Below are 18377 nucleotides of genomic sequence, written 5' to 3'. Positions count from 1 at the left end.
TCTCGGTGAACCAGTGGCTCGACCTCCAAGAGAACATCTCGGGCTCGCTCCGGCTGCTGATCCGCGAATCGATCGAGCGCGATGGTTACATCGACGTCGTCAACAAGCCGGTTGAGCAACTGCTCCGCCCCGGACAAGCCCAGGCGGGGGCTACCGCGGCAACGAAGCCGGCCCCACTTTCGCAGGCGGAGTACGTCCTTCAGCGAGGCGAGCCACACAACCAGCTGAGGGATGCACCGCCGGCAATGGCACACGACCATGCGTCTTCGACCGCGGATCGACTTTCCGAGCCGGTCGAGTCCGTCGATGAACCCGCGGCTGCACCGGCAGCCACACCCGCGCAGCACGAAGCGCCTGTGGTCCGGGAGCAGGTCTCCATCGACGAAATCATGTCGTCCACCCGCCGGTAGTCCAGTGCCCGACGCAACGCCGCAGATCACCAGACCATGCAAAAGAAGGATCCAGACATGAGCGCAGAGACCATTACCCTTACCGGCGGTATCGACGTTGGCAACGGCTACGTGAAGGGCGTTATTCGCAACACAGAGACCGGCGTCTTCGACGAGATCGACCTCCCGTCAGCGGTCGTGTCGACGACCCGTCAGAACCCGAAGGTGCCGCTCCCGGACGCGACCGCCGCCGAGGTGCTCGGCGATGACGCCGCAAAGGCAGGCGATGATTTCTACAACCGGCTCGACTGCACGATGACTACTCCCCTGATCGCCGCCAGCGACCGCCGCATCTTCGGTCGCTCGTCGCTCCACGCGCGCGGGTCGAAGTTCACCGAGTTCGAGGTCCTGGGCAAGCACAGCAAGGTCGACCAGGAACTCGCCAAGGTGCTCGTGCTCGGCGTCTTCGCAGCCAAGGCACTGCGCGACCACGTTCGCGCGACGGGCGCGCTTCCAGACCGCGAACTGCGTGTGAGGATTCGCGCTGGTCTGGCTCTGCCCATTTCTGAGTTCGTCGCGCGCCGCCACACCTACGCCGCCGAGTTCATGGGCGCTGCTGGCACCGCCGCGCCGGTGGTGCACCTGGTGACGATCAAGAACTTCTCGACGCCGGTATCGGTTCGTCTCGAGTTCGTCGACGTCCAGGTCATGGCCGAAGGCGCGTCGGCCCAGTTCGCCATCACCGACAAGGGCGAGCCGCTCGCGCAGGCACTTCTCGACGATCTCCGCGGCCGCCAGGGTCACCTCGCCAAGGACGTCACCGCTACCCACCTGGTGGCGGTCCGCAACACCATCGGCGTCGATGTCGGCGAGGGCACGGTCAACTTCCCGGTTTTCACCGACGGCAGGTTCAACCCCGAGGCAGCCTTCACGCTCGAGCAGGGCTATGGCTCCGCGCTCATGAACGCCATGGAACGCATGAGCGAGTCGGATTCCTCATTGCAGTTCACGTCGCGAAAGCAGCTCGCGGACTTTCTCCAGGGCGAGCCCTCAATGCTGCAGAAGGGTCGGCACGAGCGGGCTGCCGGGTTCGTGACCGATGAAGCGAAGTACCTGGTCGATGAGATCGTCTCGGCTTTCGGTGACGTTCTGTCTCAGGCCGGCGCGACGACCGAGGTCGTCTACGTCTACGGCGGCGGCGCTGGACCGGTCCGCGAGTTGCTGCACCCCGCACTCCTGCAGGTGGCCGGCGACATTCCGGTGCTGTATCTCGACTCGAGCTACTCACGGCACCTCAACCGCGAGGGGATGTACATCGCAGCGCGCCACGTCGAGCTCGGCAGCATGGCACAGAGCGAGACGAACGACGAGATGGCCGTGTGATGTCCGCTCAGGTCAGCTACCCGGCAATGGTCCCGGTGGCACCGACTGTCAGCCCGCGGCGTGCTCGACCGGTCCTGCCCGGTTCCGCGAGAGGGCCTGCCCTGTGAAGGATTACGGGCAGATCGTGAAGCTGCTTCAGGCGAACGCCGGCGCAAAGCGGATGACGGAGGTGTTCGACGACTTCGTCGAGATGTCGGCGCTCGCCTTCCGCAACGCAGTGGATCTCCGGGGGCGCGATGAGCGCGAAGAGCAGTACCTGCGTACGGCGGGACGCTACGACCGCGAGGAGCTGGACCGCTTCGGGCACGCCCTCGCGCTCGTCGTGAAGGCGATGGGTGCCGAGCCCTGCGACGTACTCGGACGCCTCTACATGGAGCTGGCCTTGGGCAACGACCGACTCGGCCAGTTCTTCACCCCCTACGACGTTGCCCGGCTCATGGCTGGGATGCACATCGAGACGCTTGCCGACTCAGTGAGGACCTGCGGATTCGCCAGGCTCTACGAGCCGACATGTGGAGCAGCCGCCTTCATCGTCGCCGTGTCGCAGGAGATGCAAAGCACCGGGCTGAACCCCCAGACCCAGTTGCATGTGACGGCAGAAGACATCGCTCCCCAGGCCGTACACATGGCCTACGTCCACCTGTCGCTGCTCCACATCCCCGCGGTCGTGCACCGCAGGAACACCCTCACCCTCGAGACGTTCGACAGCTGGCCGACCCCGGCGCACGTCCTCGGTGGATGGGGCTGGAAGCTTCGCTGGACCGACGCTGTGAGAGAGCTCCAGACGCTGCTCGGCGCGACACCGCCACAGTGCACAGCGCAGGCCCGCTCGTGACGAGGCGAGACTTCAAGGCCTCGTGCCACCTGAGCCGTGACGTCCTGGTCTCGGACGCCACCAGAGAACAACTCGCCGCAGCCGAGTCTGATGTCGCCGGCCGGGGCCGGTGGGTCGACGGCGCCGGGCGCGCGATCCCTATCTCTTGCGACTTCACCACGAACGAGCCACCGCTGTTCGACGCCCACATGGCCGAGATCCATGGACGCAAGCTCGGCATGGTGCACACCCCGTTGACCGCCTACTTCAAGACGGGTCCGCGGTTCTCCTGGCGCCAGACAACGCCGGCCTGGATCCGGGACGCCGCCAAGCGCTGGAAGTGGCGCCCGACAAAGAACCCGAAGCCGTACGAGCAGAAGCCGATGCAGCCGGGAGCACAGGTCGCCTGGACGCAGTACGTCGACGGGCCGCTCTACTTCGACGAGGAACTCGGCCGCGAACGGCCACGCTGGTGTGCCGTCGAGCGCACCGGCCAGGTCTGGTCACACGGCTACGACACGGCAATCTGGGTCGTCCCCGAGCAACCTTGGCGAGATGAGCTCGCAGTGCTCCTGCGCCTGCGCAAGTCCGGCGGCGAACTCGAGGTCACCAGCACCTGCTCGCGGCGTCCTTGTGAAGACCGATGACCAGCACTCCGGTACCGCTGACCGCGAAGGTGTAGGGCCAGAGTTGGGCAAAAGAGAAGCCCTCCCGATGCAGAGCATGAACTCTGCACCGGGAGGGCTTCTTCGGGTGAAATCGGGAATGTCAGCTGTAACGAGCGCGGAGGACCATCAGCAGCTCGCCGAGCATATTCGTACCGGGAGTCTGCTCATGCCTCGGGCAGAAGCACGAACCCCAGTACTGTTGTGCCAGTGATTTGTCTCCACAAGCACGCGGCCCTCGGTACGCACGAGTTGGTAGCGAAGGGCAGGGACCGCGAATTTAGCGGTCAGCACTTGCCGCATGGCCCAGATCCGCACGCCAGCATCCCAACCGGGCCGAAGCGTCACCCGGCGGCCGCGGCGCTTACTCTCCCCCGGCGTCGGCGCCTCGAGCACGTGATGCTGCTGGTCTTCGTCGACGGTCTTCAATGCGTTGAACGCGTGCTCGGCCGAGGCAACCTCGGCGTCCAGGAGCGGCATGAGGAACGGTGTCTGGTCGAAGTTGGACAGGAAAGCGAGCTCTCCGGTGAACATGGGTGTCTGATCGAACTGGCCCACGGCTATCACTCCAAGTTGTATCCACTCGTCTGGCAGGGCGCCCCCGAATCAGCTGTGCTGATGCCTGAGGAGCACCGCTGTGCGCAGAAGGGCAGATGGATCACTGGAGCGAGGCTTGCAAAGAGGCCGGCGCGATCGGAGCGGGCAGCTCACACCACAATGCCAAGCCCGCCGGCCAGCTCTTCCAACTCTGCCGTGAGCCGGCACAGGTCGGCTGCGGCCGCAGACCAAGCGAACTCAGATGTTGCCTCCTGCCCCATAGCACTCAAGCCCCGTGCAACCTCGCGCACGCATGGCAGGTACTTACGAAGTAGCCGCAGCATCCGCTCGTCCTGCCCGTATCCCAACTGGTAGGGGATCGATCCAGCATTGTCTTTGAGATCGCTGGCCTTGATCAGGACCGCCGGAGTCCGCAACCAGGCCAGTGCCGTCATGTGGATCTGGTAGCTCTCCAGGTCGACCACAGCAGCAGGGTTCGTGACCTGATGCACGTGCTGTGCCGTCCCATCGCCGAAGAGCCGGGCCAGGCATCCGGGCGCTGTCTCGTCTTGACGACCAAATATGCGAAGCAGTTCTTCGGAGCAGTCTTCTACGACGTCATGCAGCAGAGCCGCGGCCAAGACCTCTGGATCACGAACGCCCCATCGCATCAGCCGTAGCGCGACGCGAAGTGGGTGCTCGATGTACGGCACCCACGGCAGGCGACCACGAACGAACCTGGTTTGCCGGCGGTGCAGGAATGCAGCCATCGTCGCGGCGGAGGTGATGAGCTCGCTCGACTCGGGCATGAGTCGGTGAACCTCACGGCCGAGCTCGAAGACGAGCATCGACGGATCCATCTGTTTGAGTGGGACCTGCGGAAAGTCAGTGGGCAGTGCGCTCATGGTGTGTGCTCGCAATTCTTTGTGGGAACGAGCTACTCGATGGTCGCTACTCCCCCGGCGCTGCGATGCAGCGCACATGTCCCGTCTCGTGACCGCGAGAGAAACAAGAACCACAGCCCGATGAGCTCCACACCGATCAGTCGTTGCTTATGGCAATAACTGGCGAGATCGCAAGCACACAAGCAGGTCCTGGTCTGAAAGTCACCGAACATGCCGGATTGGTTGCCCGTTATGGCCGTGTCCGCAGGTGGCTTCGGGGTCCTCGTCAGCCCAGTCGATTGATTGAGCCTTCGTCTTCGTCACCGGTCGAGTGCCAAAGCTCTTCCCACGCTCGAACCGTCCAGGTGATGTTGTGAGGCCGACTACCTGTAAGGAGGAACACCGATGCGGCAAACCGGGCCTCTGCATCGCGGATTGCACTGTCCGGCCGGATCTCGGCAGACAAGCCGTCGAAGTCACCCTCGGCGTCCGCCGGATCGTCGAGCGTACCGACAGAGTAGAACGGCTCGCCGCGTTCGTTGCCGCCCGCACCCCAATCGTAGAACCGAAGCGAACTGAATTGGCGGCCGAGGTGGACTTCCATCATCGCCGGGCCATCATGTCGCCAGAGGTCGAGATCGATTGGCCGCGGCCCGGACGCAATCTCGTCAAACAACTCCCGGAGATCCTCCGGCGTCGGAACCCGCTGGCCTTTGACAACCTTGCCTCCTACCGCATAGGTCGCGGTCAGCACAGGCTCCGGCCCGCGCCAGCCGAAGACGTGGCGGTCGTAGTTGATCTCAGGCACCGAGCTCTCCTGAGTATCTCCGCACCCGTCGGCCCAGCGGCGTGAAACGAAGACCGGCCGTGTCAGCAGGATGTCTCCTGCCCGCTGCGTGCGAACCACCAATCCAAGTTGGTCGTTGGCGATCTCACCGTCCTGATTGATCCGGGAGCTTTCTGTGAAGTGCTCCAGGAACCATGCGTCTACCTCCGACGGCGCCCTACCGGTCAACTCGACTTGGTCGACGAACCTCACGCGGGGGCCGGCGAGTGCGTCGATGGCAACCGCTTGGAGGATGTCATCCTCGTAGTAGGTCGTTACGCCATGCAAAGGAAAAGTTGCCTGAAACATCTTCTCGTGGCGGTACGTCGGGTTCGTCGGCCCCAGGACCGCTTCGACGTCGCCATGCCCCCACCCGCCAAGTAGGCAGAGCGGACCAACCCACATCTGCGGGATGAAGTTCCACAGCTCGCGCTCAGCAACGGGTCTGATCGTCCACGTCATGAAATCCCCTTCAGCACAGCGCCCCCGGTCATGCGTCTTACTCTTCTGCCACAGGGGGTTCCAGGCTCCCCAGGGTCAATGGCCGCAGGCAGGCAGGTGTCGACCCGATACTCAAGGGTGTTCACGGATGCTCCCTATCTGTAGCTGGAACAGCGGGTGGGTACCGCTCGCTGTGGGGCATTCGCCCACTGGCTTCATGTGGCGGGGGTCCTCGACCTCGGGACCGAGGATCCCGCCGCTGAGACCGAGATCGGCACTGCGCGGCGATCCAAGCGCCAGAGGTTGAATGCCGGTCTCGGCCAGATTTGTGGACCGCGCTCAGCCGCCCATGTCATACGGCTTATCGGGTGGATAGGCTCTCTCGTAGTCAGTCGCCTCCCGTGCCCGAACGTCATCGTCGGGATAGCGCAACCGGAAGACGTCGGCGTACGCGTCGGCCAAGCCGGTCGGGACAACCCGAACCTCAATCACCTCGAAAGCCTCAAGCAACTCGTCGTAGCGGCGGACGTACACCAGCCACCACGTCTCGTCGGTCACGAGCCTGAACGTCGCGTCAGCTCGTTGGTGATCCTCAGTTCCCCCGAGCAACCCCACACTGGCGCCGTGAATTGGGCAACGTCCACCAGGTCATGACCAGTCCAGGCGGCCGACTCCATCGCCTCGCCCCAGCCGGCGTTGTAGCCCACCTCCCAGGGTCCGCGCAGGATCCGCAGCAGGCGCCGCAACGCCCGCCAGCGCAACGCCTTGCGCGGAGGGCGGGGGTTCAGGGTGGGGATGGTCATCGTTCGTTTCTCTCGTCTCAGTCGGTATCGGCGATGAGGACCTCGTGCCCGATCGCGGCGGCCAGGCAGTGGCGCAGCTCCACCGGGCTACCGCCGCAGACAACCAAGTGCTCGATTCCCCGGGATGGCGAGGTCGGCATCGTCGGTGATCGCGGCGTGGACCAACGCACCGAACCGGGACCACCAGCCGCGCCGATGCTGACCGTTCACGAGTCGATGGCCGTTTCATCCGCCACCGACCTGGACCTCCGAAGAGGTGCTGTCGGGGAGGTGTTGGCGGCGGTGATGCAGGCGATGGACCCCGTCCCGCTCGACCGCCGGCCTCCGGGCCTCGCCATCCGTCTTCGGTCGACGTGGCTCGGCAAGGTCCATCAGGAAGGCCGCACTTCCCGTCCAAGAGCCGCGGTGATGGCCCGCTGGTGGACAAGGCCGGTGCGTACGAGCTTGGCCTCCGGGGTGAAGCAGTCCACGATCGTCATGTGGTTGGCTGCGGGGCATACCCCGCCGTCGACGATGACGGACACTGCGAGGCCGGAGGCGGCGAGGAAGGTGTGGACCTCGTCGAGGGTGACGGCGGGACCACGGTCGTTCGGGCCCGCGTCGCCGGAGATGTTGGCCGTCGTCGCGGCGACGGGGACCTTGGTCCGTGCCGCCAGTTCGCCGAGGACTCCGGGCGCCATGGTGGTGAGGGCCGGCGAGCCGACGGCGGCATGGCGTGCGGCGTCGTCGGGGTCTCGCCATGGCAGGAGGAGTGCGAGGTCACCGGGCCAGAACTGCTGGGCGAGTTTCCGTGCTTCGGCGCCGAGTTGGAAGTGCTGCTCGCAGATGGCGAGTGAGGGGACGACGTAGGCGAGGGACTTGCCGCTGGGGCGCCGCTTACCTGTGAAGATGCTGCCGGAGGCGTCCGCGTTGCTGGCGTTGGCGCAGATCATGTACCAGCGGTTGGTGGGGAGGATGACGAGCTCTCCGGCCTCGATGGCACGGGCTGCGGTGTCGAGTTCGCCGGGGTGAATCGTGCGCATGGTGCTACTCCTGGAAGGTAGGCGCGGGGACATCCGTGAGGGGCGGGTAGTCGAGCCAGGGGTCGCGAAGGGCTTCGAGGCGACGGCTCGCGTGGTCTGGGTGGGAGACGCGGAAGTACGCCATCACCCTGGGGAAGGGCATCAGGTTCTGGGCGACCGTGTGAGGAACGAGGTGGTGCATCAGCAGGACGTCCCCAGGCATGCCGAGGAACGGAGTCCCGCGTTCCCGGTCGATCTCCGGCGCAACCTGCTCCGTCATTCCGAGTGACCACTGGTCGGCGAACCAGCGGGCCATGGCGAGGTGCCCACCGGGGAGATAGTGCAGGGCCCCGCACTGCGGGTCGCTGATGTTGGACAGGACGACGCCAACGAGCAGGGAGAATGTACGCAGTTCGCGCGGGTCCAGGTGCGGGCAGGAGACGCCGTCGACGTGCATGGCCTTCTCCGGTTGCAAGCCGGGGAACTCGCGTTCGGGCACGCGAATCTGGATCTGGGAGGTCGTGACCGGGGCGGCGTCGCCGAGTAGATCGTCGGCGAGCCCAGTCGCGCCGGTTTCCGTGTACAGGGAGAGCAGCTCTGTGCTGTCTCCCAGTTCGGGGGCGAAGGTGCGCCGGGAGTACGCGGGTATGTCGTCCGCGGTCATGTTCTTGCGGTACGACGCGTCGATCAGAGAGACGGCTCGCTTGACCAGGTCGGGGGCTGCCAGCCCGCGTCGTATGAGGACGCCGTCCCGTTTGAAGGTCGCCTTCTCCTCAGCTGTGAGACTCATGGGCCCTCCGTAAGTCGGTCGGTTCGTGCGGTGTGGGTGGGGCGAGCCTGTCGAGGACGTCTGCGCAGGTGTGTAGGGCAGCGGTGACGAGGGTCTGGCCGTGCTTGGCGGTGGCGTGGCGCGGGTCGCCGCCGATGACGCCGTGCGTGGAGATCGCGGGGTTGTCGGATGACCAGGGCCAGGTGGCGCCGCGGCCGAGGACGAGGCGCTGGATCTCCTCCCGCTGGCCGGGGCCGGGGATGGACCCGTTGGGGAGGAGATCCAGCCGTACGTGGTCGGGGGCGAGGGCGAGCATGAGGGAGGTCTCGCGGATGCCGGCGTGAACCTCGGGGAATTCGCCGGCGGCCTGGAGCTGACTGGCGGCGAGGGAGCCGGGGTTGACCACGCAGGTGGCCACGTCGTGCGTGCGCTGGAGCTGGTGCATGAGGGCCTCCAGGACGCCCTTGTTGCCGCCATGGCCGTTGATGATGAGGATCGCCCGTGCCGGTGTGGAGCGGACGTACTCCCCCACGAGCGTCTCGATCAGGGAGGTGTAGAGCGCGATGTTCAAGGTGATGGTGCCGGGCGCCCACGCGTGCTCCGGGGAGAGCCCGTAGGGCACGGGTGGTGCGACCCAGAGGTCGTGCCGGTCCGCGACGTGCGTGGCCAGTCGGGCGGCGAAGCGCTCGGCGATGACTGTGTCGGTATTGAGCGGTAGGTGCGGGCCGTGCTGTTCCAGGGACCCGACCGGCAGGCAGAGGATCGACTGTTCGCTCAGCTCGGACGTGACGCGTGGGGCCGTCAGTCTGCCGTACGACCGCGCTTCGCCGTCGGCCGTCATTTCCTGCCCCGCCGTCCGAGGCGGATGAGGAATTCGTTCTCCTCGGGGAAGATGTCGCTGGCGCTGAAGTCGGTCAGCCGGTTCTTCACTGCGGCCTCGAACTCCTTCAACCGGTCGCCGAAGAGGTGGGGAGCGGCGAAGGACGTGGAGTAGAGGTAGCCGAGGATGCTCTCGGCGGTCCAGGTGCGGTGGACGGGGACGCGGACTTCCTCGACCTCGTTGAAGGGCGATTCCTCCATGATCTCGCTGTAGGGGCGGTTGTGGTGCTGGAAGGTGCCGGCCCCCGCGCGCCGCTCCTCCCCGAGGAAGCTCTTCACCACATCCCGGACGGCTTCCTTCCAGGGGCTGCCGGCGACCCAGAAGCTGTTGTCTCCGAAGATCGCGACTACCCCGTCGGGAGCAACCTGCTCGTCGAGGAGGGTCAGGACGGCGGCTTGGTCGAGCCAGTGGAACGCCCGGCAGATGGTGACGAGTTCGGCCTGCCAGCCAGCAGGTGGGGTGAAGTCCTCGGCCGTGCTCTGGACAAGGGACAAGCTGGAGCCCTCGGGGAGCTGCGGTCGCAGCGCCGACTCGGCCGCGGCGAGCATGTCGGCGTCGTTATCGACGGCGATGATGTCGCCGAAGCGGTCGAGCAGGGGCCCTCGGCCACCAAGCCGGTCCCGGTGCCGAGGTCCAGGAGTCGGCGGGGGCCGTCGGTGCGTGTGGAAGCGGCGCGGTCGAGTGCCGCTGCGACATCCTCGGGGATGCCGGGGCGGAATTGGCGGTAGTACGAGGTGGTACCGGTGAAGAGGCTCATGTGACGTTCCCTGCTGCGAGTTGTTCGATGTGCGTAGCGGCTGCCGCCAGGTCGGCGGCGACGAGCACACTGTTGTCAACGACCAATGTTTCATCGGGGACTTGGCGGCCGCGGGATATCCAGACAGCCCCGCAGCCCGATTCCACGGCTCCCACGATGTCGCAGGTCCAGTCGTCGCCGACGTGGATCACACGGTCGGGGCCGATACCGAGTTGGTCGGCGACGGCGTGGAAGGCGCGCGGGTCCGGCTTGGTGTGGCCTATGCGGCAGGAGGGGAAGAAGTCGCTCACCCATGGGGAGAGCAGGCTGCGCAGCCCCTCGGTGTCGGCGTCAACGCAGGTGACGTTGGACAGCGTGACCACCCTCGCCACTGCACTGATCCGGCGCAGGGCCTCCGTGGTGCCGGGAAAGAGAAGGAACGGGGCCGGGGCAAGGTCGCGGGGGAAGGCGTCCGATGGTATCTCCAACGCCTCGCAGACACCTGCCACCACGGCGTCAGTGAGCGCTGGCTGGGTATGGAGACTGGCCCGCATGACCGCCCGCGCCTGAGCCGCGGGCAACGGGGAGGCTTCGGTCAGTCGCATCGTCAGGCCGGGGCCGTCGGCGGTGCCGAGGGTTCCGCCGACGTCGACCGTTACCAGGAGCGATGGTTCGGTGGTCATCAGGGCTTCTCTGTGGTCGTCGGCAGGGCGGAGACGATGGCTTCGACGCGTGCCTGCCGGATGACGGTGGTCGTGGACTCGGACAGGAAGGTCAAGACGTAGCGCAGTTCCGCCTCGTCCAGCGCCTCCAGGGATCGCCCCTCCTCTGCGGCCACCTCCTGCAGGTCAGGCGGAATGGGTCGCGGTCGCAGACCGTGTGGCAGGTGGAGCGTCCCCTGCCACCCTGCGTCCAGGTCGGGAACGGCGGAGTGGTCCACCGGACGCAGCACAGTGACGTCGTCCAGGGTCAGGATGCGGACGGCAACCGACGAGCTTCCCACGTCGAGGCGGCCCTTGAGGAAGGTGTTCTGTCCGTCGAGGCGCTCGGAGAGGACCAGCAGCGGTCCGTCCGGGCCGTGGCTGACTGTGCCGGTCACGGGGAGGTTCAGCGATGTGCTGGGCATGTGGTGCTCCTCGGGATCATGCCGAGACCAGGGGCGTCCGGCAGGCCGATGCGTCCGTGCTCGAGGCGAAATGGAACGTCGTACAGGCGCTGGCGTCGAGGCTCCCACTGGAGCCGGTACTCAACGGCCGGCACCGCGTCGGGGAAGGCTGCCGCGAGGTGGAGGCCGGGTACGATCGAGCGACCGTGCGGGCACACAGGGACAGCCTGGGCTTGGGCCAGATCGAGGATCTGCGTCGCGCGGGTGAGCCCGCCGCAGCCGACGACGTCGAGAGTCAGCGCGCTCGGACGGACGTACTGGATGAGGCCGGCGGGATCTTCGTCGCAATGCATACGCTCGCCGACGGCCAGAGGCAGTCCTGTGGCGGTGACGAGTCCGTAGACATCCAGGTCGTGGTGCGGCAGCGGGTCCTCCAGCCACCGCAGGCAGGCGACGTCGATGCTCCGCGCGAAGGCCATGGCCACAGCTGGTGACCAGGTGCCGACGGCGTCGACAGCGACAGGCGCGCCGATGGCCTCGGAGCAACGCTCCACAGCTCGTGCCATTCGCCCAGCGGTCTCGCCAATGGGGTTCATCGAGGCTCCGCGAAGTCCCCACTTGGTGAACCGCCAGCCACCCGCTGCGACTCCGCGAACCACATCCAGGTCCTCGCAGGTGGTGAGGTTCTGGGAGAGCCACGAGGCATAGGCCGCCACGGATGGCTGCGGCGTCCCGGTCGCGAGGAGATCTGCGACAGAGCACCCGGTGAGGCGACCGTGGAGGTCCCACGTTGCGCAGTCGACCGCGCCGACCGCCCACGACGCGATGTCGGAGGGTGCGATGCGAGCAGCCTGCCGCAGTCGGTTGAGCAGGCCATGGTGGTCTGCGGCATGGTTCCCCTGCACTACGGACGCCAGCGTGTCTCTTGCGTAGACCCCGATCCGCTCGCTGACCGGGCCGTAACAGCCAGCCTCTCCCGCAGCGTGAACTATGACGAAGAGGGCGTCGTCCCCCGGGCCGACGCCGTCGCGTACCTCGGTGACCTCCAGCCGTTCGATGGTGAAGGAGGTCATCGGACCACCTTGCGGGTCGCGAGCAGGAGCCCGGCTGCCCGCTCCACGCCTGCCCGGTCCATGCCAAGGGTGTGGGCAAGCAGCCGCTGGGGCATGGGGCCGGGTTGTTCTTGCCAGCCGATGACATCGACGGGGCGGTCGAGCCGGCCGGCCAGGAGGCTCCAGACAGCGGCGGCGTGGCCGAGGGTGAGAACGAGGACAGCGGCGTGGGCACCGAAGTAGTGGTCGATCTCCTGGGCGCTGAGCCCGCGCGGCCACAGCTGGGCGGAGCCGAGGACGGTCAGATCGAGCAGGTTCACCACGCGGATGCGGTAGCCGTGCCGTTCCCGCAGGTAGCCCACCGCATCGGCGGCGACGGCAGCCGGGATATCGCCCGCTGTGACGACCGTGAGGTCGGGCTCTTCGTCGTCGCTCAGCTGCGGCCAGATCGCGAGGCCCCGCTCGCATTCCTCCTTGATCGTGTCCGCGGGATGTGCGGTGCGAGAGTGCTTGCCCGCGACAACGAGGTTGACCCTGGCGACCGAGTCGAACGCCTCGTCCAGGACGGCGGCGGTGCGTGCCGGATCGGCCGGCGTCAGCACGCGCACCGCAGGAACGCACAAGCCAAGGAGCGTGGTCGCAAGAGACGGGTCCCCGTGGCTGTGGACGTTGTGCCAGCCGTAGGACGTGAGCAGGAGGTTGAGGCTGGGCAACTCTCTCGCGCCGACCATGCGCCGCTGCTTGATGTGGCTCACCAAGCCGCTGGTGAGCAGCGGAGCAAACGCTTCGTACGAGACCATCAGCCCTCGGCGCCCGCTGGCAGTCCAACCGGCAAGCCACTCCAACAGCACTTCCTCCGCGAGGAGTTCGTGCGTCCAGCGCTGGCCGACGAGATCCGGGAGTCGGTTGGAGGACAGCTCGTCCGGGCTGAGGACGCAGAAGTCCCCGCGTGTGGCGTGCTGCTTGACGACGTCGGTGACCGCCTCGGTGAATGTGCTCACCCGCCGGTACGCCGAGGCTCGCTTCTCCGCGCCTAGGGACTTGACGGGAGCGAAGGAGCACCAGCGAACCGTGGCCACTGCCTCGGCGAGTGCACCGCGAGGACGACCGTCCCGGCCGAAGAGATCCGCAGGCCGGTAGGAGGCGAGCCAATGTTCCAGTCCCGTGAGCTGATCCGGGTCGGTACGTGGGCTGACCAGCGGCGTCTTGTGCAGGTCGGGGGTGCCCAGCAGCGCACGGTCTCCTAGCGATGCGGGGCCGCCCCATCCTTTCACGCAGCGCAGGATCAGCACGGTCCGCCGCCCCGCGCGCGTCTCCTCCAGCGCGTTCCACAATGCCGTCTGGAAGGTGCTGTGCTCGTGCGGAGTCCCCGTCACGACATGGACCACCTCGGCAGCCCAGCCCAGGCCACCGAAGTACGCACACAGTTCTTCGTCGTTCATCGCACCGAGCAGCGACTGCTGACCCATGCGGAAGCCGTTGACATGCACGATGGGCAGGACCGAGGCATCGGGAAGGGCTCTCTGCCCCAGCCAGCTCGCGGCGGTCGTGGGGGTCTCGCACTCACCGTCCCCGATGATGGGCACGACAACCCTGTCCGGGGCGTCGAGGGCAGCGCCCTGGGCGAAGGGAAGGCAGCCCCCGAGCCGACCACCCAGGAAGCCGCCGGCGGGCAGAGCAGGCGAGACCTCAGACCCGAGGCCGTCCACGTCCGGGAACGTCTGGGCCAGCTGCCGCAGGCCATCCGCATCCGGGCCGAACCGCGACCGCACCTTCCCTAGTTCCCCGGTCACCCAGGCCGCGGCGAGCTGGACGACGCCAGCGTGTCCCGCGCCCAGGAGCGGTACCAGCTCCACCCGCCGGTCCGGGTGCCCGGCAGCGAGCACGACGTGGGACAACGCCCACGCGGTGCCGGGCACGGTGCCCCAGTGCCCGGAGGGGCGTTCCTTCACATGGTCGGCGACCAGCGACTCCGCGAGCAGGACGTTGTCCCGCAGGTGCAACTGGCAGACGGATGCGTAGACGGTCGCCCGCCACAGAGCATCGGCCAGAACGGCGGTCTCGGTCACCGCACGCCAACCAAGGGCTCACCGGCGAAGGTGAAGTACCACAGGGGCCGGTAGCACTCCCATGCGGCGGGTCGCAGACCAGACGAACCCATGATGTCCTCGATCACCACGCGTGCCTGGAGGTAGTGCTCCAGGTCCTGGGCTCCGGAGGTACGCAGGCCCGCCATGACCGAGTTATGGGCCTGGTAGACCTGGAAATTGGGGAACTCGGTGACGTACGGGGCCAGCGCACCGACGCCCGCCTGCAGCGCTGAGAGTTCGTCCAACCCCACGATGTAGGTGAACGAGGTGCCGTGACCGGCGGCCAGCGCACGGCGGAGCACTCCTGGCATCTCTGATGCGACGAGGACGGCCTTGCTGGCCTTCAGTAACAGATCCCGGCGGGTAAAGCACTCCGCTGTCAGCCGCAGGACGAAGGGAGCAACATAGGTAGCGAGTTGATCGAACGCCTCCTCGGACCTCAACACCGACGTCAAGAACCCGATGCGCGCGTTCACGCGATGCCCGCTGAGCACGGTCCGCAGAGTACGCAGATGCTGCACCGCCGCCGCCTGCCGCTCGAAGCACCCGGTCGAAACGGTCACCTCGCGCAGCTCCGCCAGGTCGCGGCGAGGATGCTGCTCACGCAACGCCGCAAAGAGCTCCCGCAGGTCCCGCTCCTCCGAGAGACGAGGATCAGCCGCAGCCTCCAGGGTGTTGGGGCAGAAGGCGCACCCCACACAACGGCTGCGCGCATTCGGGTTGAGCGTGAGCGCCGCGCCGCCGTCGCGGAAGTACCCGCCGACCGCCTCGTCCGCCTCAATACGCTCGACAGTTCCAACCGGTGCGCCGCCCAGCGTGAGGTGCTCGCCCTTGAGCCGGAACGGGGAACCCGTGACGTTCAGGGGAACAATGAGCTGCCAGGGCACCGATGGGGCGCTCGCCAGTCGGACCCGGACGCGTGCCCGGTGGCGCGGCAGATCGGAGTTGATGCCGCGCAGGTTGACCGCGATGAGCAGCGCGTCCTCGAGGGGCACGCGGTACTTGGCCGCGAGCCGTTCCACCTCCCCGAGCGTGGAGGTTGTGCTGGAGTGTCCACTCAGTAGTGCCGTCATGCGCGTGCTCCGTCCCAGTCAGCCGGAGGGGGATGGGTGCGTCCGCGGCCCGTGGAGGAGTCAGTCGCAGACGACACGTAGAGACTGCCGTGGAACGCGAGGACGCCGAACGCCGTCCTGGGATCTCTCCGGGACGTCCTGGGATGTTTTCAGTCGCTGACGTGCGCCAGCGAACGCAGATGACTTACCAGAGCAGAGACATCCCGCAGGTCAGCAAGCACAACAGGCGCCCCGGCTGCCCGCAGCTCGGCGACGCTATGGATGCCAGATGCCACCGCGATGACATGAGCATCGGAGTCGTGGGCGGCCTGAACGTCGCGAGGGGTGTCCCCGATGAGCACGACGGGGGTGTCGTGCGGAAGACCATGGGCCTGCTGAATGTGCTCTCGGGCCACCTTCACGAGGGCGGCACGGTCCTCCGAGTGCTCTCCGTACGCCCCGCACTCCATATCCAGGAGCACATCGAGCCCAAAGGCCCGCAGCTTCACACCGGCGTTGGCCGCGATGTTCCCGGTCAGCACTGAGGAGACCATGCCCGGCTCCACTGCCACCGCGGCGAGAGCTTCATGCACGCCGGGAAGTGCACGACCGCGCGCCGCGAGGTCCGCTTCACGCCCGACACCCGCAGCCTCCAAGGCGAGCACGATGCGCTCCCAAGCCGGTGGTTCCATCCCGTGGTCCCGGAACATCTCGGCGAGGATCAAGCGGTCGGTCCGGCCTTCCGTACGGGCCGGTTGGAGGGGCGCATGGCCGGCGACCGCTGCGAAGGCCGCCGCGTAGATCTCCTTGCTGACACCGGAGTTCTCGATCAGCGTGTGGTCGATGTCCCAGAGCACGATGAGTGGCACACCGCCAGCGTAAGCACACGCGCAGGTTCAGCGTTTCAGCGCGATGTCGGAAGAGGCCCTTGCGGTAGGCGGGGCGGTCCGGTTGGCTTACCTGAGTGAACGAGCGACTGCGCTCCGCACTCGTACAACGCGGATTGGAAGTAGAGGAGATGGCGATAGCCTGCGCCGTCGACCCCAAGACGGCCAGTCGCTGGATCAGCGGCCGGGTTCCCCACCGTCGGCATCGCTGGACCATCGCCAATCTGCTCCGTGTGGACGAGACGTACCTGTGGCCAGAGGCAGACCAAAAGACGTCACGCTTCGGTTCCCCTCAGTCCGAGATCGCGGACACGTACCCGAACCGCGCGAGCGTCCCCCGCGACGTCTGGATCTCCCTGCTGTTAGGGGCGATGAAACAGATCGATGTCCTGGTCTTTTCGGGCACCTTCTTCGCCCAGTCCAACCCCCACGTCGCGCGCATGCTCCAGGACCGCGCGCAGGCCGGGGTGCGAGTGCGGCTGTGCTTCGGCGATCCGACGGGAGAAGCCGTACGCATCCGTGGCCACGAGGAAGGCATCGGCGACTCCCTGGCCGCCAAGATCAGGGCTTCGCTCACCTACTACCGCCCCCTCGTCGGTCACCCGGGCTGCGAGATCCGGTTGCACGACACGACGCTGTACAACTCGATCTTCCGCTACGACGACCACCTCCTGGTCAACCCTCACATCTGGGGACAGCCGGCCAGCGCAAACCCGCTCTTCCAGCTCCGCCGCACCGCCAACGCAGAATGGTTCGACCGGTACGACGAGAGCTTCGAAGCGGTCTGGAAGACCGCGCGCCACTGGACGCCCGACAACACCGACAACAAGGAGTACCGCCGCAGTGGGCAGAATTGAGTACTACAACGACCCCGAGGCTCCCAAGGCCAACACCCTGATTCCCGCCAGCAACATGCTGGTCGTGAACGATGAAGGCGAGATCCTCCTGCAACGGCGCCGCGACACCGGCCAATGGGCCCTGCCCGGAGGTGCCCAGGACATCGGGGAGACCGCAGCCCAGTGCGCGGTGCGCGAATGCGAGGAAGAAACCGGCATCGTCGCCGAGATCACCGGATTCCTTGGCGTCTACACCAACCCGCACCACATCGTCGCCTACACCGACGGTGAGATCCGCCAGCAATACGAGAACACCTACATCGGCCGCCCCATCGGCGGCGAACCCACCATCAACGACGAAGCCGACGGCGTCCGTTTCGTCCGGCCCGACGATCTCGACGACTACGATATCCACCCCAGCATGCGCCAGCAGATCGGCGACTACCTGGCCGGCACCTACCCCTACCTGGGATAGTCACCTGAGATAGCTACTCAGAGCACCACGCCCAGCTCGGTCGCCGCAGCCCGCACCCGACCCACGCTCTCGTGGATCTCAGGTGCGGCCCGGCGGATGAACCGCCCGACGACACTGTCCTCGCCGTAGCGTCCCAGGATCTCGGCCACCCGCTCATCCGACGTCGTACGCCCGCCAGTCGGTGTCGTGGTCATGTCGCAGTACACCAACGCGTCCACCAACAGAAGATCGTCAAGCAACGGGAACTCGTCGGCCAGCTCTGCCCGCAACCCGCGCTCCTCGGCCTCCATCAGCGCGAACGAATGGTTCGCCACCAAGCGCGCGACTCGATCGTCGACCACGCCGAGCGTCCGCAGATGACGTGCACCGTCGAGTGGATGGAAGCCCGTGACGACCAGCGGCGGCGCATACCCGACGTCGTGCAGCACAGCAGCCGCCTCCAGCGCCTCAGCCCTGTCGCCCACGAGAGGGGCGAGCTGCTTGGCGCAGGTCGCCACCCCCTGCGTGTGCGCCCACCTCCGCGGCAGGCTCTCACTCAGCAGTGCTTCTGCCACCTCGTACGCATGTCCGAGTGTTGTCGTCACCCCGGGAGGATACGTCGGCAGCAGTGCGCGGGAATGAGGATACGGTGACAAGCAGGGCGACTGCAACGTTGATCGGCGGCCACATCGCAGGCGCTGAAACTCGAGCCACGCTAGACATTGGAAGGTCCCGAACGTGATGGACAAGGCCAGGATCGCTGACCCGAGGAC

At 66.7% G+C, this 18377-nt stretch carries 22 protein-coding genes; 6 read left to right on the top strand and 16 right to left on the bottom strand.

What is annotated here, in order from left to right:
- The first annotated feature begins 5 nt into the window (after nucleotides 1-5).
- The 4 genes from JOF29_RS00915 (at nucleotide 6) to JOF29_RS00900 (ending at nucleotide 3233) form a co-directional block, all read left to right on the top strand.
- Nucleotides 6-410 (top strand): hypothetical protein, encoded by a 405-nt coding sequence (locus tag JOF29_RS00915; protein ID WP_209692327.1) that lies wholly within the window; start codon nucleotides 6-8, stop codon nucleotides 408-410.
- A gap of 57 nt (nucleotides 411-467) precedes the next feature.
- Complete coding sequence (locus tag JOF29_RS00910; protein WP_209692326.1) at nucleotides 468-1772, top strand: ParM/StbA family protein; 1305 nt, start codon at nucleotides 468-470, stop codon at nucleotides 1770-1772.
- Nucleotides 1773-1896: 124 nt separating this feature from the next.
- Nucleotides 1897-2607 carry an N-6 DNA methylase gene (locus tag JOF29_RS00905; protein ID WP_307863090.1) on the top strand — a complete coding sequence of 237 codons (711 nt, stop codon included), beginning with the start codon at nucleotides 1897-1899 and terminating at the stop codon, nucleotides 2605-2607.
- Entirely contained in the window at nucleotides 2604-3233 is a 630-nt protein-coding gene (locus JOF29_RS00900) for a hypothetical protein (RefSeq protein ID WP_209692324.1), read from the top strand. Before JOF29_RS00905 ends, JOF29_RS00900 begins: the two co-directional genes overlap by 4 nt.
- 147 nt (nucleotides 3234-3380) lie before the next feature.
- On the opposite strand, the gene JOF29_RS00895 is transcribed toward JOF29_RS00900, so the two are convergent.
- From JOF29_RS00895 to JOF29_RS00825, 15 genes are all read right to left on the bottom strand, one after another.
- The gene (locus JOF29_RS00895; RefSeq protein WP_209692323.1) at nucleotides 3381-3809 is read right to left on the bottom strand and encodes an NADAR family protein; all 429 of its coding nucleotides are present in this window, start codon (nucleotides 3807-3809) and stop codon (nucleotides 3381-3383) included.
- A gap of 149 nt (nucleotides 3810-3958) precedes the next feature.
- The gene (locus tag JOF29_RS00890; RefSeq protein ID WP_209692322.1) at nucleotides 3959-4636 is read right to left on the bottom strand and encodes an HD domain-containing protein; all 678 of its coding nucleotides are present in this window, start codon (nucleotides 4634-4636) and stop codon (nucleotides 3959-3961) included.
- Nucleotides 4637-4958: 322 nt separating this feature from the next.
- Nucleotides 4959-5960 carry an Imm1 family immunity protein gene (locus JOF29_RS00885; RefSeq protein ID WP_209692321.1) on the bottom strand — a complete coding sequence of 334 codons (1002 nt, stop codon included), beginning with the start codon at nucleotides 5958-5960 and terminating at the stop codon, nucleotides 4959-4961.
- Between the two features lie 318 nt (nucleotides 5961-6278).
- Nucleotides 6279-6497 carry a hypothetical protein gene (locus tag JOF29_RS00880; RefSeq protein ID WP_209692320.1) on the bottom strand — a complete coding sequence of 73 codons (219 nt, stop codon included), beginning with the start codon at nucleotides 6495-6497 and terminating at the stop codon, nucleotides 6279-6281.
- On the bottom strand, nucleotides 6494-6742 hold the full coding sequence (locus JOF29_RS00875) for a hypothetical protein (protein WP_209692319.1): 249 nt from the start codon (nucleotides 6740-6742) through the stop codon (nucleotides 6494-6496). The genes JOF29_RS00880 and JOF29_RS00875 overlap by 4 nt, the downstream gene beginning before the upstream one ends.
- Nucleotides 6743-7113: 371 nt before the next feature.
- Nucleotides 7114-7764 (bottom strand): L-threonylcarbamoyladenylate synthase, encoded by a 651-nt coding sequence (locus JOF29_RS00870; protein ID WP_209692318.1) that lies wholly within the window; start codon nucleotides 7762-7764, stop codon nucleotides 7114-7116.
- Between the two features lie 4 nt (nucleotides 7765-7768).
- On the bottom strand, nucleotides 7769-8533 hold the full coding sequence (locus tag JOF29_RS00865; RefSeq protein WP_209692317.1) for a phytanoyl-CoA dioxygenase family protein: 765 nt from the start codon (nucleotides 8531-8533) through the stop codon (nucleotides 7769-7771).
- Nucleotides 8517-9353: a creatininase family protein gene (locus JOF29_RS00860; RefSeq protein WP_209692316.1), complete on the bottom strand. Its 837-nt coding sequence runs from the start codon at nucleotides 9351-9353 to the stop codon at nucleotides 8517-8519. The genes JOF29_RS00865 and JOF29_RS00860 overlap by 17 nt, the downstream gene beginning before the upstream one ends.
- Nucleotides 9350-10243 (bottom strand): class I SAM-dependent methyltransferase, encoded by an 894-nt coding sequence (locus JOF29_RS00855; RefSeq protein ID WP_372446219.1) that lies wholly within the window; start codon nucleotides 10241-10243, stop codon nucleotides 9350-9352. The genes JOF29_RS00860 and JOF29_RS00855 overlap by 4 nt, the downstream gene beginning before the upstream one ends.
- Complete coding sequence (locus tag JOF29_RS00850) at nucleotides 10146-10811, bottom strand: HAD family hydrolase (protein WP_209692314.1); 666 nt, start codon at nucleotides 10809-10811, stop codon at nucleotides 10146-10148. Before JOF29_RS00850 ends, JOF29_RS00855 begins: the two co-directional genes overlap by 98 nt.
- Nucleotides 10811-11254: a hypothetical protein gene (locus JOF29_RS00845; protein WP_209692313.1), complete on the bottom strand. Its 444-nt coding sequence runs from the start codon at nucleotides 11252-11254 to the stop codon at nucleotides 10811-10813. Before JOF29_RS00845 ends, JOF29_RS00850 begins: the two co-directional genes overlap by 1 nt.
- Nucleotides 11236-12306 carry an enolase C-terminal domain-like protein gene (locus tag JOF29_RS00840; RefSeq protein WP_209692312.1) on the bottom strand — a complete coding sequence of 357 codons (1071 nt, stop codon included), beginning with the start codon at nucleotides 12304-12306 and terminating at the stop codon, nucleotides 11236-11238. The genes JOF29_RS00845 and JOF29_RS00840 overlap by 19 nt, the downstream gene beginning before the upstream one ends.
- Nucleotides 12303-14354, bottom strand: coding sequence for a phosphoketolase family protein (locus JOF29_RS00835; protein ID WP_209692311.1), 2052 nt, complete (start codon nucleotides 14352-14354; stop codon nucleotides 12303-12305). Before JOF29_RS00835 ends, JOF29_RS00840 begins: the two co-directional genes overlap by 4 nt.
- The gene (locus JOF29_RS00830; RefSeq protein WP_209692310.1) at nucleotides 14351-15448 is read right to left on the bottom strand and encodes a hypothetical protein; all 1098 of its coding nucleotides are present in this window, start codon (nucleotides 15446-15448) and stop codon (nucleotides 14351-14353) included. The genes JOF29_RS00835 and JOF29_RS00830 overlap by 4 nt, the downstream gene beginning before the upstream one ends.
- A 149-nt stretch (nucleotides 15449-15597) precedes the next feature.
- The gene (locus JOF29_RS00825; RefSeq protein WP_209692309.1) at nucleotides 15598-16296 is read right to left on the bottom strand and encodes a haloacid dehalogenase-like hydrolase; all 699 of its coding nucleotides are present in this window, start codon (nucleotides 16294-16296) and stop codon (nucleotides 15598-15600) included.
- Between the two features lie 95 nt (nucleotides 16297-16391).
- On the opposite strand from JOF29_RS00825, the gene JOF29_RS00820 reads away from it, so the two are divergent.
- Together JOF29_RS00820 and JOF29_RS00815 are read left to right on the top strand one after the other, a co-directional pair.
- Nucleotides 16392-17171 carry a DUF5919 domain-containing protein gene (locus JOF29_RS00820; RefSeq protein WP_209692308.1) on the top strand — a complete coding sequence of 260 codons (780 nt, stop codon included), beginning with the start codon at nucleotides 16392-16394 and terminating at the stop codon, nucleotides 17169-17171.
- Complete coding sequence (locus JOF29_RS00815) at nucleotides 17158-17625, top strand: NUDIX hydrolase (protein WP_307863087.1); 468 nt, start codon at nucleotides 17158-17160, stop codon at nucleotides 17623-17625. Before JOF29_RS00820 ends, JOF29_RS00815 begins: the two co-directional genes overlap by 14 nt.
- A gap of 17 nt (nucleotides 17626-17642) precedes the next feature.
- Here the strand turns inward: JOF29_RS00815 and JOF29_RS00810 are convergent, their stop codons facing one another.
- Nucleotides 17643-18209: an HD domain-containing protein gene (locus JOF29_RS00810; RefSeq protein WP_209692307.1), complete on the bottom strand. Its 567-nt coding sequence runs from the start codon at nucleotides 18207-18209 to the stop codon at nucleotides 17643-17645.
- Nucleotides 18210-18377: the final 168 nt, after the last annotated feature.

Origin of the sequence: Kribbella aluminosa (assembly GCF_017876295.1) — a bacterium.
GTDB classification, from domain to species: Bacteria; Actinomycetota; Actinomycetes; order Propionibacteriales; family Kribbellaceae; genus Kribbella; species Kribbella aluminosa.
This window is presented reverse-complemented; position numbering and strand designations above follow the sequence as displayed.